Source organism: Aneurinibacillus migulanus (genome assembly GCF_001274715.1).
GTDB lineage: Bacteria > Bacillota > Bacilli > Aneurinibacillales > Aneurinibacillaceae > Aneurinibacillus > Aneurinibacillus migulanus.
Map to the genome: position 1 here is coordinate 1,241,461 of NZ_LGUG01000004.1, position 13,283 is coordinate 1,254,743.

The window sequence follows — 13,283 nt, forward strand, 5'->3', positions numbered from 1 at the left end:
TAAAGTGGAAAGCCTTTTTTTTCTTTTTTTTCTGTTGTTATCCAGTTTCATGCTTCGTATACTTAAACACAGAATTAACTAAAAATTATACTTATTTTAATAAATGACAACTATTCGACAGCAAGTAGAAGGAGGTGGAAAAATGAAGCCATTGCTCAATGTCAGCGGGCTAAAAACTCATTTTTTCACGGCGGAAGGAGTCGTCCGTTCAGTGGACGGAGTTGACATTACCATTGGTGAAGGAGAAACGGTCGGATTGGTCGGAGAGTCGGGCTGCGGCAAAAGCGTTACGTCGCTATCCATTATGCGGCTCGTTCCGTGGCCTCCGGGAAAAATTGTCGAGGGGTCCATCATGTTTCAGGACAAGGATATCGTCCGTGTATCAGAAGCGGAAATGCGTGACATCCGTGGTAACGATATTGCAATGATTTTTCAGGACCCGATGACAAGTCTGAATCCAGTATTTACGATTGGCGATCAAATCGTGGAAACGATCCGTCTGCATATGAAGCTCGATAAAAAGAAAGCGCTATCAAGAGCGGTTGATTTGCTTAAGCAGGTCGGTATTCCGAGAGCAGAACAAATCGTCAAAGAATATCCGCACCGCCTGTCAGGTGGGATGCGGCAGCGGGTAGTCATTGCGATGGCAATGGCGTGCAATCCTAAGCTATTGATTGCCGATGAGCCGACGACGGCACTTGATGTAACCATCCAGGCGCAAATCCTGGACTTGATGCGCAAGCTTAAAAAAGATAACGGCACCTCGATTCTTATGATTACACATGACCTCGGCGTCGTAGCGGAGATGTGTGACCGTGTCATTGTGATGTATGGCGGTAAAGTAGTCGAGGAAGCGGATGTAGATACGTTGTTCGCAACCCCGTCGCATCCGTATACGAAGGGGCTGTTGCAGTCCATTCCCTCGCTCGATGAGGAAAAGGAATGGTTGGATTCGATTCCGGGTAATGTGCCGATTCCGTCTGAGATGCCGGAAGGCTGCAAGTTTGCTCCGCGCTGTGCGTATGCGATAGAACGCTGCCGGACAGAAGAGCCAACGTTGTATGAAGTAGGCAATGGACAAAAGTCTCGTTGCTTCCTGGTAGAGGAGGGTGCAGGCTATGACGGAAACGCTATTGAAAGTAAGACATCTTAAGAAGTATTTTCCGATTCGCCAGGGGATTTTGCAGCGTACGGTCGGACATGTCAAAGCGGTAGATGATATCGATTTTGATATTTTTCGTGGTGAGACATTGGGATTAGTAGGCGAATCGGGCTGCGGCAAGTCGACAACAGGCCGTTCGATTCTACGACTCATCGAACCGACTGACGGTTTCATCGAATTCGAAGGTCGGGATATTAGCAACGTCAAAAGTGGTGAGATGCGTACATTGTACCGGGATATGCAACTGATTTTTCAGGATCCATACGCGTCGCTCAATCCGCGTAAGACTGTGGAGAAGCTGCTTAGTGAACCGATGGCTGTTCATGGTATGTATACGTCAGGTGAAAGGAAGAAGCGGGTACATGAATTGCTGGAAGTCGTAGGACTTCATGCGTATCATGCTACAAGGTACCCTCATGAATTCTCTGGCGGACAGCGACAACGCATTGGTATTGCGAGGGCCCTGGCTCTGCAGCCGAAGCTTGTTATCTGCGACGAACCGGTATCTGCGCTCGATGTGTCCATTCAATCGCAAGTGCTTAATCTGCTGAAGCAATTGCAGCAGGAGCTTGGGCTGACTTATTTGTTTATCGCTCATGATTTAAGTGTGGTCAAGCATATTAGCGATCGCATTGGCGTGATGTATCTGGGGCGCATTGTTGAGCTTTCAAGCAAAAAAAGCCTCTACAGTAAGCCGCTTCATCCATACACACAGGCGCTGCTCTCTGCAGTACCTGTGGCGGACCCGCGGGAAAAGCGGGATCGTATCATTCTCGAAGGGGATGTTCCAAGCCCTGCCAACCCGCCTAGCGGTTGTACGTTTCATCCACGCTGTTCGGCCTGTATGGATATCTGTCGAACGGAGCGTCCGCTGCTCCGCGATCTTGGAGACGGGCATATGGTGGCTTGCCATTTATACAATCAATAAATGAGAAGAGGAAAAAGGGGGAATATGAACATGAAGTATGGCAGAAAGACGATGGCAATTCTCTCAGCGATTCTGTTGACTGCATCGCTTGGACTTACGGCATGTGGTGGTGGTGACAAAGCGAAAGAGACGGCAGGCAAACCAGAACAGGCCCAGGAGCAAAAGGGTGGAACGCTGATTTTTGCACGTGGCGGGGATTCCACGACGCTTGATCCGCAGAACAGTACGGAAGGCGAGACAACGCGTGTAACGGACAATATCTTCGATACGCTTGTTCAATATAAGAAAGACAGTACAGAAGTTGAACCAGCACTGGCGACCCAATGGGAAAGCAGTCCAGATGGAAAAACATGGACATTTACCTTGCGTGAAAACGTGAAATTCCACGATGGCACGGAGTTTGACGCAAATTCGGTAAAATTCAACTTCGACCGTATGATAGACAAGAACAACGAATACCATGTGGGCGGCAACTTCGATTACGTCATCAGCCAGTTTACCGCCTTTAAAGGTGAGCCAGGCGCCGTGATTAAAGAAGTAAAGGTGCTGGACAAAAACAAAGTACAATTTATTCTGAATGTGCCGCAAGCTCCATTCCTCGCTAACGTCGCAATGCCGTTCTTTGCGATTGAGAGTCCAGAGGCCATTAAGAAGCATAAAGACAAGATCGGCCAGCATCCAGTCGGAACAGGACCGTACAAATTTGTAGAAGGCGGCTGGAAGCCAAACGATACGATTACGTTGGAGAAAAACAAAGAATATTGGAAAGGCGAACCGATACTCGACAAGATTATCTTTAAGGTTATTCCTGATAATACGGCCCGTCTGACGGCGCTCAAATCCGGTGAAGTAGACCTTATTGACGGTATGAATCCGTCTGATGCAGCGACTGTGGAAGCAGACAAAAATCTAACGTTGTATGAACGCCCGTCAATGAACGTTGGCTATCTCTCCTTCAATACGGAGAAAAAGCCATTCGATAATCCGAAGGTACGTCAGGCACTCGCAATGGCGGTGGATAAGCAAGGTCTGGTCGATGCGTTCTTCGCAAAGCGGGGTCAGGCGGCAACGAATGCGCTGCCACCGTCCATCTGGGGCTATAATAAAGAACTGGAAGCAAAGGATTATAAATATGATTTAGAAAAAGCGAAACAACTGTTGGCTGAAGCTGGCTATCCGAACGGCTTCGAGACGGATCTATGGGCGATGCCTGTATCCCGCCCGTACATGCCGCAGCCACAAAAAATTGCTGAATCCATTCAAGCCGATTTTGCGAAAATCGGTGTAAAAACAAAACTTGTCTCCATGGAATGGGGCACATATTTGAAGAAGACCAAGAACGGCGAGCATACGATGGCACTGCTTGGCTGGACCGGAGACAATGGAGACCCGGATAACTTCCTGTATGTACTGTTAGACAAGGACAATGCTAAGCCGCCGGCCGCACAGAACATCTCGCTCTACAAAAATGACAAAGTGCATGAACTGCTAATTAAAGCCCAAACGACACCGGATCAGAAGGTACGCGAAGATTTGTATAAACAAGCACAGGAAATCATTCTCAATGACGCTCCGATGGTTCCGTTCGTACACTCCACGCCGGTACTGGCAAGCTCCAGCAAGGTAAAAGGCTATGTGCCGCATGCAACCGGTTCGGAGAAACTGAATGATGTATCAATTGAAAAGTAGGTAGCAAAGCATCGTTCTTCATGGGTGCATGCGGAAGCCGCATGCACTCTTTTTCCGACTTCTTAAGGCAGGTGAACGAATATGTTTTCATATATTATCCGCCGACTGTTGCACCTGATTCCCGTCTTAATCGGGATGTCGCTCGTTGTATTCGCCATTATTCATGCGATTCCTGGTGACCCGGCGTTGATGATTCTGGGCGAGCACGCGACACCGGGAGCGCTGGAGGCCCTTAGAGCAAAGCTGCATTTGAATGAGCCTCTGTATCAGCAATATTTTTATTATATGCTTGATATTTTACAGGGAGATCTCGGGGAATCGCTTCGTACGAAGCAGGCGATTAGCTTAGAGATTGGTTCTTATCTGACCGCGACGATTGAGCTAGCTATTGCTGCGCTTATCTTTGCGATTGTCGTCGGAGTAAATGCAGGGATCATCGCGGCATGGAAGCGCGCTTCCTGGTTTGACTATATTGCCATGTTAGTGGCGCTTGTGGGCGTGTCGATGCCTGTTTTCTGGCTCGGGTTGATGGAGCAATGGGTATTCGTAGACAAGCTGGATTTACTGCCATCGACTGGCCGGTTCAATCCGCGTGAGCCGGTGGATGGGATTACGGGCTTCTATGTTCTGGATACAATTCTTACAGGTAACTGGGCAGGCTTACAGGATGTCGTTCTGCACCTCATTCTGCCGAGTATCGCGCTCGGAACCATTCCAATGGCGATTATCGCGCGCATGACGCGTTCATCCATGCTTGAAGTGATGAAATCAGATTATATTCGTACGGCTCGTGCCAAAGGGTTGCGTGAGTTCTGGGTGGTATACAAACATGCGCTGCGCAATGCGTTCGCACCTGTGCTGACCGTTATCGGTCTTCAGCTCGGCTCACTGCTCGGAGGTGCCATACTAACCGAAACGATTTTCGGCTGGCCAGGCGTCGGGCGCTATATTAATGACGCCATTGCTTTCCGTGATTATCCGGTTGTGCAATCGGGCGTTCTGGTCATTGCGTTTCTGTTTGTCATGATTAATCTGATTGTCGATATTCTATACGCTTATATCGACCCACGCATTCAATACAAGTAGGGGGTGGCGGCATGCAGACGACAGCGCAGGTGAATACGCAGGCGACGGGCCCGGTGCGGACTCGGCAGAGTTCCCCCTGGCGCGATGCCTGGTATCGGTTAAAAAAGCAAAAAACCGCTCTGGCCGGTTTGTTCGTTATTATATTTTTTATTGTCGTAGGTCTGCTGGCTCCTGTGATTACGAGCCAGCCCTGGGACGGTCAGAATCTTGCAGACAAGTTAAAGCCACCAAGCGCACAGCACTGGTTTGGTACGGACGATTTAGGTCGTGACATTTTTACGCGCGTAATCTATGGAGCGCGTATCTCGCTCTGGGTCGGATTTTTCTCTGTTGTCGGCTCGATTGTAATCGGTACGTCTATGGGACTTGTCGCCGGATATTACGGCCGCTGGGTGGATACGATTATCTCCAGGCTGTTTGATATTATTCTGGCATTTCCAAGCATCCTTCTGGCGATTGCGATTGTCACGATTCTTGGACCGGGACTTTCCAATGCCTTGATTGCGATCGCTATTATTAATGTGCCGACATATGGGCGGCTTGTGCGCTCACGTGTACTCAGCATTAAAGAAGAGGAATACGTGACGGCGGCCAAAGTACTGGGGATGTCACACGTGAGAATCCTCTTCTCTCATATCCTGCCCAACAGCATGGCGCCGATTATCGTACAGGGAACGCTCGGCATTGCGACCGCAGTGCTCGAAGCGGCTGCGCTCGGCTTCCTTGGGCTTGGCGCACAGGCTCCTCAGCCAGAGTGGGGGAAAATGATCGCTGATTCAAGACAATACATTACTGCCGCATATTGGACCGTTTTGTTTCCTGGATTGGCGATTATGTTAACCGTACTTGGATTTAACCTGTTTGGTGATGGACTTCGGGACGCTCTTGATCCAAAAATGAAACAATAAGAAGACCTCATAAAAGGCGTGGGATATCCCACGCCTTTCAGCTTGCAAGACGCTATAAAGGTTTTACCGGCACACAAATATTTACCGACATTTTACCCTCTGGTAGGTTGCAATCTTTCAAATATAGTTCAAAACATGGACGATCATCTGGTGCATACCCGCTTTCTGGTAACCAGGTTCCGTATACCCACTTCCACGCTTCCTCGAAGTCGGCTGCTGTTAGTATGAATTTTGCTAAAGCGTACTTCCCTCCTGCAACCTTCATTTTTCCTATATCTCCGTCTACGACCGTATCTTCAGGTATTGTAATGCAAACGCTGATACGCAGTTTAGTCTCCTCGGTAATTTCCGGATTATCATGATAGATAACGAGTGATTTCACATCGGAAGAATGCAGGAGATTTCTAGGCCCAGCCCAGCTAAATAATTTCTGGTATAAGCTTTCAAATAGCTTAGAATCTCCTTTGTAAGGCCCTACATATCGGACGTAAGCAACAGTCATTTCCGGAAGTTCTTTAACCTCTACAGTACGTTCTTCGTTATTCATAAGCAACCTCCATATTTGTGATTGACCTACATGCTCAATATACCAGGAGGAACGCAAAGCATCTTTGCTGTCGTTGCTAACCGCTTTACGCATATTGCTTTTTGTTTTGCTCAAATCGCGATTTTGTCTGTATTCGCTTCTCCATAACGTCGCAGACACACCGAAATAGTTTTTAAACTTTCGTGCAAAGGAAGATGGGTTCATAAAACCGCATTCATATGAAATTTCAGTAATTGATTTTTTAGGTTGACTGATGAGTAAAGATGCGGCCTTTTCTATACGGATGCGTTGAATAAATTGAAAAAGTGTTTCTCCGATAATCGAGTAAAAAATACGATGAAAGTGATACTTAGAGAAGTTGGCGATTATTGCGAGTTCGTCCAATGTGAGGCTTCTATCGATATGTAGTTCAATATAATCGATTACACGATTAATTCTTGCTATATATTCATCAGATACATATTTTTGATTATCAATAGGATTCATTTATCCCACTCCCTAAAAAATGATGAACCTTATGAAATTAACTTATTGTCTATGCTGGTTCTTTTATTATGGAGTCTTGCCATACATCCATCAAGGTAAGGATTAAATATACATTCACGCTCTAGATTGTGAAAATATTAGTGCTTCCACACCTTTGAAAAACTGGTATGATAAATACGTTACCTAAAAATTCATTCGTACATAGTATGGAGAGAATAGAGAAAGCTTAGGCGCTAGTTGTTCCTGCTGTGTCTGGGAACATACTATGCGAGAGAATAAAGGAGGACATTACGGGTGTCAAACAAGCGGAAAGTAGGCCTGATTTACGGGGGAAAATCGAGTGAGCACGAAGTATCTGTCCATACAGCTCTGTCTGTTATCAACGCGGTTGATAAAGCGCGTTATGAAGTGCTTCCGATATATATTGACGTGAACGGACAATGGGTACAGGGACCGTGGATTGAACACGAGATTACGCATGTGGATGAATTGCGTTTTACTCTGGACAACTACGAGACGCCGAACGTATTCGCGCTCAACAACACAGTGGATGTCGTGTTTCCGGTTATTCACGGACCAAATGGAGAAGACGGTACGCTACAAGGATTTCTTGAACTCATTGATGTACCATATGTCGGCTCAGGTGTGCTTGGTTCCTCAGTTGGAATGGATAAAGTAATGATGAAAGAAGTATTCGGGAATGCTGGCCTGCCGCAGGGCAAATATAAAAGCTATCTGCGTAGTGAACTAGAAACGAATATTGAAGAGATTTGTAATGGTATTGAAGCGGAAATCGGACTGCCATGCTTTGTTAAACCAGCTAATATGGGATCGAGCGTGGGCATTAGCAAGGCAAAAGATCGCCAGGGTCTTGAGGAAGCGTTACGGTTTGCCGCGCGTTTTGACAGAAAAGTAATAGTAGAAGCGTTCATCTCCGGCCGTGAGCTGGAAATAGGCGTGCTTGGCAATGAACACCCTGATACTTCCGTTGTAGGCGAGATTGTGTCCGGCAATGAATTTTATGATTATGAAGCGAAGTACAAAAGCGATAATACTCGCCTTGATATTCCGGCGAATGTGCCGGATGACGTAGTAATCCGGATGAAAAAGCTTGCCACACAAGCATTTCTTGCGTTGGATTGTAGTGGATTGTCTCGCGTTGATTTCTTCTGGGATGAGGCGGAAGATGAGCTGTACATTAATGAAATCAACACGATGCCGGGCTTTACTCCGTTCAGCATGTATCCGATGCTGTGGAATGAAGCGGGCGTACGGTACGCTGAATTGATTGATCGCCTCATTGCTTTCGGAATCGAGCGGCACGAAGAGAAGAGAGCGAATGCGCTTGTAGCGGAACAATTTAACGATTAATACAACATTCACCAAAGGCAAGAGAAGGGGCCCTGTTCAAGCGTCGGAACAGGGCCCCTTCCTTTTTTATTCAGATACATATTAGTGCATTAACACAGTTTATCGAGCAGTGTCTCCAGGGCCATGCCGCGTGAAGCTTTTAGCAGAAGGGCGACGTCTTGTCTTTTAAATGTTTCCAGATAGACGGCCGCTTCTTCTTTGTCTGCAAAGTATTTTGCTTTAGTTCCATAGCCTTCAGCCAGATGTTTTGCATCGTTGCCGATGGCGATAACTTCAAAGATTCCCTCCATTGCTTTTAGCTCTTCACCGACTTCGAGATGGTAGGCTGCACTTTGTTCGCCCAACTCGAACATATCACCAAGTACAAGCACCTTTTTACGTTGTGGGTAAATGGATAAAAACGTCTTAATTGATGCGAGCATCGAAGACGGACTGGCATTGTATGCATCATTAATAATCAACAATCCGTTCGCGCCGTCTACACGCTCAAAACGCATCGTAGAAATCGACAGCGTCGCAAGTCGTTCCGTAATTTCCTCAGTCGAGATGCCAAGATGCATAGCGATGAAGATGCAAGGAAGTGCGTTCGAGATGTTATGTTCGCCGAATAGCGGCATAAAACAGTTGAATTGCTCCCCTTCGTTTGTAGTGATAATGAAATGACTGCCGTTCTCGTCAAATGAAATATTGGACGCTATAATATCGGCTGCACGAGATTCCTCTCCTTCATGCTGTACATGATAGAAGAACGTTTTCCCTGGGTTCAGGTGCGCCAGATTGGCCACCAGTTCGTTATCTTGATTTAGACAGGCAAAGCCCTGGGGATCTGTGTGGCCAAGAATCTCGCCTTTTGCCTGTGCAATCATCTCCCTAGACTCGAAAAACTCTATATGTGCGTCATTGACATTCGTAATAACGCTGAAAGTTGGACGGACCATGCCTGCGAGGAAATCGATTTCGCCTGCATGATTCATTCCTAGCTCAAGCACGGCCGCATTTGTATCGGGTGTGATTTGTAGCAACGAGAGCGGTACGCCAAGATGATTGTTAAAATTTTTGTATGTTTTATATACTTTTTTCTGCCCTGACAGCAGGTGTGCCAGAATGTCCTTTGTTGTGGTTTTTCCGTTGCTGCCGGTAATAGCGGCGATTGGAAGGGATAGGCGATTACGGTAGATGCGTGCAATTTGCTGGAAAGCTTTCTCCGTATTCCCGACCAGAATGAGTGCAAACGACTCCGCAAGCCCCGCTTGTCGGGCTTTGGCTTCATCGGAGACAAAAGCAGCAACCGCGCCTATTTGTGCCGCGTTTGACAAGAATTCGTGCCCATCTCGCGCTCCGCCTGTCAGTGCCACAAACAATGCGCCGTCCTCAAGCTTTCGTGAGTCAAAGTGTACGGATGTAATCTCCGTGTGTTCGTCCCCTTGAAGTAAAGTTCCTTCCGTAATTTCCATTATCTCTTTTACGGTAAACATACAGGATGTCCTCCCTGATTTTGCTTTTTGTCATACTACATATTTATTATAACTCGATTTGTGCCCAAGCAGATGCCCCCATCTTCCTGTTCGTTAAAAAGCGAAAAAATGGTCATTCGAGGTTGACCTACATATCCCTGTATAATATAATGTTTTTTGACGACTTTTGGAGATGTTTCTCTTCTCGGGTCGTCACCGATGGTTAAGGTGGAGGGAGGGGAAACAAATGGCAGAAGTTCGTGTACGTAAAAACGAGTCATTAGACCAAGCGCTACGTCGATTCAAACGTGACTGCTCCAAAGATGGCGTTCTTGCTGAAGTTAAAAAACGCAGACACTATGAGAAGCCAAGCATTAAACGCAAGAAGAAGTCTGAGGCAGCGCGTAAGCGCAAGTTTTAGGAGGAACAGTTTATGAGACTCGTCGATCGTCTTACCGATGATATGAAGCAAGCGATGAAAGATAAAGACAAGCTCAAACTTTCCGTCATCCGGATGGTTAAATCTTCTGTTAAGAATGAGGAAATCAACCAGGGTAAAGAACTGTCTGACGATGAAGTGCTTACTGTCTTGACTCGTGAGCTAAAGCAAAGACGCGATTCCCTCCAAGAATTCGAAAAAGCTGGTCGTGATGACCTCGCGTCATCCGCACGAGATGAAATTAATGTACTTATGGAATATATGCCTGAGCAATTAAGTGAAGAAGAAATCCGTGCACTGGTGAGTGAAATCATTCAGCAGACCGGCGCTTCTTCGAAGAAGGACATGGGGAAAGTGATGGGCGCGCTAATGCCTAAGGTAAAAGGTCGCGCTGATGGAGCCCTTGTTAATAAGGTCGTTCAGGAATCATTGTCATAAGGTGTATAAAGCCCCGCCTGTATTATGCAGGCGGGGCTTTTATATTTTTAGGAAGGGAGGCGGAGTACGACCGCCTCCTTTTCTTAATGGATGAGAAACGATATGTCGCTGTAAGCAAGAAGGTGACATAAAGCGGCCGTTCGGTCTCTTTGTGAAAAAAAGGACGAGTGGCGACGCCTGCGAGTTTTTCTTATTTGCACCTGCACAGACTACTCCTCGCTGTTTTCCCCTTCATATTTTCCTCTGCAAGAGCATAGTGTGAAGATAGAGAGTCGTATCATCCTTTAGGGGATCTGATGCAGGAAGGGGGCTTACTCGTGAAAAAATGGAGTGAAAAATGGCGGCGTTTTGCGACCGGTGCACTCGATATGCCGCAGGACTTAACGATGGAGATGCCCCGCATTACAATGATTGGTCAATTGCAGATGTATATTGAAAATCATCGCGGAGTCCTTTGGTTCAGCAATCAGGAGCTCCGTTTACTTTTAACGAAAGGTCAGCTATTAATTCGGGGACAAAATCTTGTAATCCGGGCTATTTTACCGGAAGAGGTGTTGGTAGAAGGTGTTGTAGATCAGGTCGTATTTTTGGATGAATAGAGAGGGGAGACGGCGATGAAGCACGGGGAAAATTGGTTTCGGGGGTATCTTGTCCTGAGGATACGCGGCAAGCGCCTTGAACGTTTCTTAAACCGAATTGTGGGACAAGGCATTCAGGTATGGGACATTCGACGAAACGGGGAGGAGGCGTACTTAAGTCTTCCGCTCGAATCTTTCCGCAGTCTCAAGCCGTTTCTTAAAGAGACTGGATGCCGTAGCCGTGTCGTCCAGCGGGTGGGATTTCCCTTTTTGCTGCGAAAAATGTGGACGCGCTCTATGTTTGTTATAGGAGTTGTCGCATTTTTTATCGGTATTTATTTCTTATCCAACATCATTTGGAGTATACAAGTAATCGGTAATGAAAAAATTCCCACCCATCAGATTAAACAAGTGGCAGAACAAGCTGGCGTTAAACAGGGAACGTTTATTTATCGACTCCCTGAAGCGGAGGAGATGCAACGTGAACTTATGAAGCGTCTTCCGCAGGCATCATGGATTGGCTTTGAGATGAAGGGAACAACCGCTATTATCCGTGTCGTCGAAAAGGTGACACCCGAGAAAAAAGAAAATCCCGGTCCGAGGCACATTGTTGCCACGAAAAAAGCAGTCATCCATTCTATCTTTGCAGAGCGTGGGCGACCTATGGTCCGGATTAATGATTGGGTCAAGCCTGGAGATATTCTTATTTCCGGCGTTTTGGGAGGAGAAGAACACTCTATACTCGTGCCAGCAGGGGGACGAGTAGAAGGGGAGACATGGTATGAATCTTCGGTCGTTGTGCCGTTGCAGCAAAAACGGCAAATATTAACAGGGGAAAGCTATACGAATCGTTATGTAATGTTTGGAAAATATGCGGTCAAAATCCAGGGCTTTACCGCCAAGCCGTATGTTCAGTCCGTCAAAACCGAGGATACGGGGTGGATAACATTCGGGGAGAAATCTTTCCCGCTTGGCGTTAAGAAGGAAGTGATACGCCAAAGCGAGTGGCTTGACATTACATTGACCGAAAAAGAAGCCATAGAAACAGGGAAAAAATACGCCAGAGAAAACCTGATAAAACAAGTGAAAAAAGGCGGTTATATTAAGACGGAAAAAGTTTTGCACGAGAAGCAAGAGAATGGTAAAGTTTATATGAAGATTCATTTTGTTGTAGTGGAAGATATTGCAGCAGAGCAGCCTATTACCTACGAAGGAGAATGAGGTCTTTTGCATGTAGAAGAGACAAGCAAAACCATACGCCTTGAAAGTGCGGAGGAAGCCAGCCTGCTTTTTGGCCCGCAAGATTCCTACCTGAAGGAAATCGAAAATGCAACACCGGCGCACATATTTGCCCGAAGTGAAGAAATCACCATCTCTGGCCTTGCCCAGGAGGTGGAGCGGAATGCCCGCCTTATTGAAGTGCTGGCATCGCTTCTGCGTCGAGGAATCAAGCTTTCTCTGCAGGATGTGCTGTACGCGATTCAACTGTCCAAGGAGGACGCGCTGGAAGAATTAATGGAGCTGTACGATCAACCCATCGCTACCTCTGTTAAGGGGAAACCTATCCGCGTCAAAACGCTCGGACAGCGTCACTATGTTACCTCTATTAAGAAAAAAGATATCGTGTTCGGCATCGGCCCGGCTGGTACAGGAAAGACGTATCTTGCCGTGGTTATGGCTGTAACCGCCCTCAAGGCTAATCGTGTCAAGCGGATTGTGCTGACACGTCCCGCCGTGGAAGCAGGGGAGAACCTGGGCTTTCTGCCAGGAGATCTGCAGGAGAAGGTGGACCCATATTTGCGTCCTTTGTATGATGCGCTGCAGGACTTGCTTAGCACGGAGAACATGACGAAATACATGGAACGGGGCATCATTGAAGTTGCACCGCTGGCGTATATGCGTGGACGGACGCTTGATGATTCATTCATTATTCTTGATGAAGCGCAGAATACGACGCCTGAACAAATGAAGATGTTTCTGACGCGGCTTGGTTTCGGCTCCAAAATGGTGATCACAGGAGATGTAACCCAGGTCGACTTGCCGCGTGGTAAAAAATCCGGACTGCAGGATGCATGCCGGAAACTTGAAGGAATTGAAGGCATTTCTTTTGTGTATTTGACTGGAATGGACGTAGTGCGCCATCCGTTGGTGCAAAAAGTCATTACCGCCTATGAGCAGGAAAGCGAGACCTAGCTTC

At 46.9% G+C, this 13,283-nt stretch carries 13 protein-coding genes; 11 read left to right on the top strand and 2 right to left on the bottom strand.

Features of this window, described 5'->3' with window-relative positions; genetic code table 11:
• Window positions 1-142 precede the first annotated feature (142 nt).
• From AF333_RS07850 to nikC, 5 genes are all read left to right on the top strand, one after another.
• Window positions 143-1,153: an ABC transporter ATP-binding protein gene (locus tag AF333_RS07850; protein WP_043065599.1), complete on the top strand. Its 1,011-nt coding sequence runs from the start codon at window positions 143-145 to the stop codon at window positions 1,151-1,153.
• Window positions 1,119-2,090: an ABC transporter ATP-binding protein gene (locus AF333_RS07855; RefSeq protein ID WP_043065600.1), complete on the top strand. Its 972-nt coding sequence runs from the start codon at window positions 1,119-1,121 to the stop codon at window positions 2,088-2,090. Before AF333_RS07850 ends, AF333_RS07855 begins: the two co-directional genes overlap by 35 nt.
• Before the next feature lie 30 nt (window positions 2,091-2,120).
• Window positions 2,121-3,779, top strand: coding sequence for an ABC transporter substrate-binding protein (locus tag AF333_RS07860; RefSeq protein WP_043065601.1), 1,659 nt, complete (start codon window positions 2,121-2,123; stop codon window positions 3,777-3,779).
• Window positions 3,780-3,860: 81 nt separating this feature from the next.
• Window positions 3,861-4,865, top strand: coding sequence for an ABC transporter permease (locus AF333_RS07865; protein WP_043065602.1), 1,005 nt, complete (start codon window positions 3,861-3,863; stop codon window positions 4,863-4,865).
• Between the two features lie 11 nt (window positions 4,866-4,876).
• The gene (gene nikC, locus AF333_RS07870; protein WP_043065603.1) at window positions 4,877-5,773 is read left to right on the top strand and encodes a nickel transporter permease; all 897 of its coding nucleotides are present in this window, start codon (window positions 4,877-4,879) and stop codon (window positions 5,771-5,773) included.
• 52 nt (window positions 5,774-5,825) lie between these two features.
• Here nikC and AF333_RS07875 read toward each other — a convergent pair whose 3' ends face one another.
• Window positions 5,826-6,806: an AraC family transcriptional regulator gene (locus tag AF333_RS07875; RefSeq protein ID WP_043065604.1), complete on the bottom strand. Its 981-nt coding sequence runs from the start codon at window positions 6,804-6,806 to the stop codon at window positions 5,826-5,828.
• A gap of 294 nt (window positions 6,807-7,100) precedes the next feature.
• On the opposite strand from AF333_RS07875, the gene AF333_RS07880 reads away from it, so the two are divergent.
• Window positions 7,101-8,177, top strand: a complete 1,077-nt coding sequence (locus tag AF333_RS07880) for a D-alanine--D-alanine ligase (protein WP_043065605.1) — start codon at window positions 7,101-7,103, stop codon at window positions 8,175-8,177.
• Window positions 8,178-8,266: 89 nt separating this feature from the next.
• Here AF333_RS07880 and AF333_RS07885 read toward each other — a convergent pair whose 3' ends face one another.
• On the bottom strand, window positions 8,267-9,652 hold the full coding sequence (locus AF333_RS07885) for a UDP-N-acetylmuramoyl-tripeptide--D-alanyl-D-alanine ligase (protein ID WP_043065606.1): 1,386 nt from the start codon (window positions 9,650-9,652) through the stop codon (window positions 8,267-8,269).
• 226 nt (window positions 9,653-9,878) lie between these two features.
• Here AF333_RS07885 and rpsU point away from each other — a divergent pair, with 226 nt between their 5' ends.
• The 5 genes from rpsU (at window position 9,879) to AF333_RS07910 (ending at window position 13,279) form a co-directional block, all read left to right on the top strand.
• Window positions 9,879-10,052: a 30S ribosomal protein S21 gene (rpsU, locus tag AF333_RS07890; RefSeq protein ID WP_040301847.1), complete on the top strand. Its 174-nt coding sequence runs from the start codon at window positions 9,879-9,881 to the stop codon at window positions 10,050-10,052.
• 12 nt (window positions 10,053-10,064) lie between these two features.
• Window positions 10,065-10,508 (top strand): GatB/YqeY domain-containing protein, encoded by a 444-nt coding sequence (locus tag AF333_RS07895; RefSeq protein ID WP_043065607.1) that lies wholly within the window; start codon window positions 10,065-10,067, stop codon window positions 10,506-10,508.
• Between the two features lie 317 nt (window positions 10,509-10,825).
• On the top strand, window positions 10,826-11,107 hold the full coding sequence (gene yqfC, locus AF333_RS07900; protein WP_043065658.1) for a sporulation protein YqfC: 282 nt from the start codon (window positions 10,826-10,828) through the stop codon (window positions 11,105-11,107).
• 15 nt (window positions 11,108-11,122) lie between these two features.
• The gene (gene yqfD / locus AF333_RS07905) at window positions 11,123-12,307 is read left to right on the top strand and encodes a sporulation protein YqfD (protein ID WP_043065608.1); all 1,185 of its coding nucleotides are present in this window, start codon (window positions 11,123-11,125) and stop codon (window positions 12,305-12,307) included.
• 6 nt (window positions 12,308-12,313) lie between these two features.
• Window positions 12,314-13,279: a PhoH family protein gene (locus tag AF333_RS07910; RefSeq protein ID WP_043065609.1), complete on the top strand. Its 966-nt coding sequence runs from the start codon at window positions 12,314-12,316 to the stop codon at window positions 13,277-13,279.
• Window positions 13,280-13,283 lie beyond the last annotated feature (4 nt).

Bases quoted from the DNA above. Each gene is read 5' to 3' on its own strand.
- AF333_RS07850 (WP_043065599.1), top strand. From the start codon at position 143: ATGAAGCCATTGCTCAATGTCAGCGGGCTAAAAACTCATTTTTTCACG.
- AF333_RS07855 (WP_043065600.1), top strand. From the start codon at position 1,119: ATGACGGAAACGCTATTGAAAGTAAGACATCTTAAGAAGTATTTTCCG.
- AF333_RS07860 (WP_043065601.1), top strand. From the start codon at position 2,121: ATGAAGTATGGCAGAAAGACGATGGCAATTCTCTCAGCGATTCTGTTG.
- AF333_RS07865 (WP_043065602.1), top strand. From the start codon at position 3,861: ATGTTTTCATATATTATCCGCCGACTGTTGCACCTGATTCCCGTCTTA.
- nikC (WP_043065603.1), top strand. From the start codon at position 4,877: ATGCAGACGACAGCGCAGGTGAATACGCAGGCGACGGGCCCGGTGCGG.
- AF333_RS07875 (WP_043065604.1), bottom strand. From the start codon at position 6,806: ATGAATCCTATTGATAATCAAAAATATGTATCTGATGAATATATAGCA.
- AF333_RS07885 (WP_043065606.1), bottom strand. From the start codon at position 9,652: ATGTTTACCGTAAAAGAGATAATGGAAATTACGGAAGGAACTTTACTT.
- rpsU (WP_040301847.1), top strand. From the start codon at position 9,879: ATGGCAGAAGTTCGTGTACGTAAAAACGAGTCATTAGACCAAGCGCTA.
- AF333_RS07895 (WP_043065607.1), top strand. From the start codon at position 10,065: ATGAGACTCGTCGATCGTCTTACCGATGATATGAAGCAAGCGATGAAA.
- yqfD (WP_043065608.1), top strand. From the start codon at position 11,123: ATGAAGCACGGGGAAAATTGGTTTCGGGGGTATCTTGTCCTGAGGATA.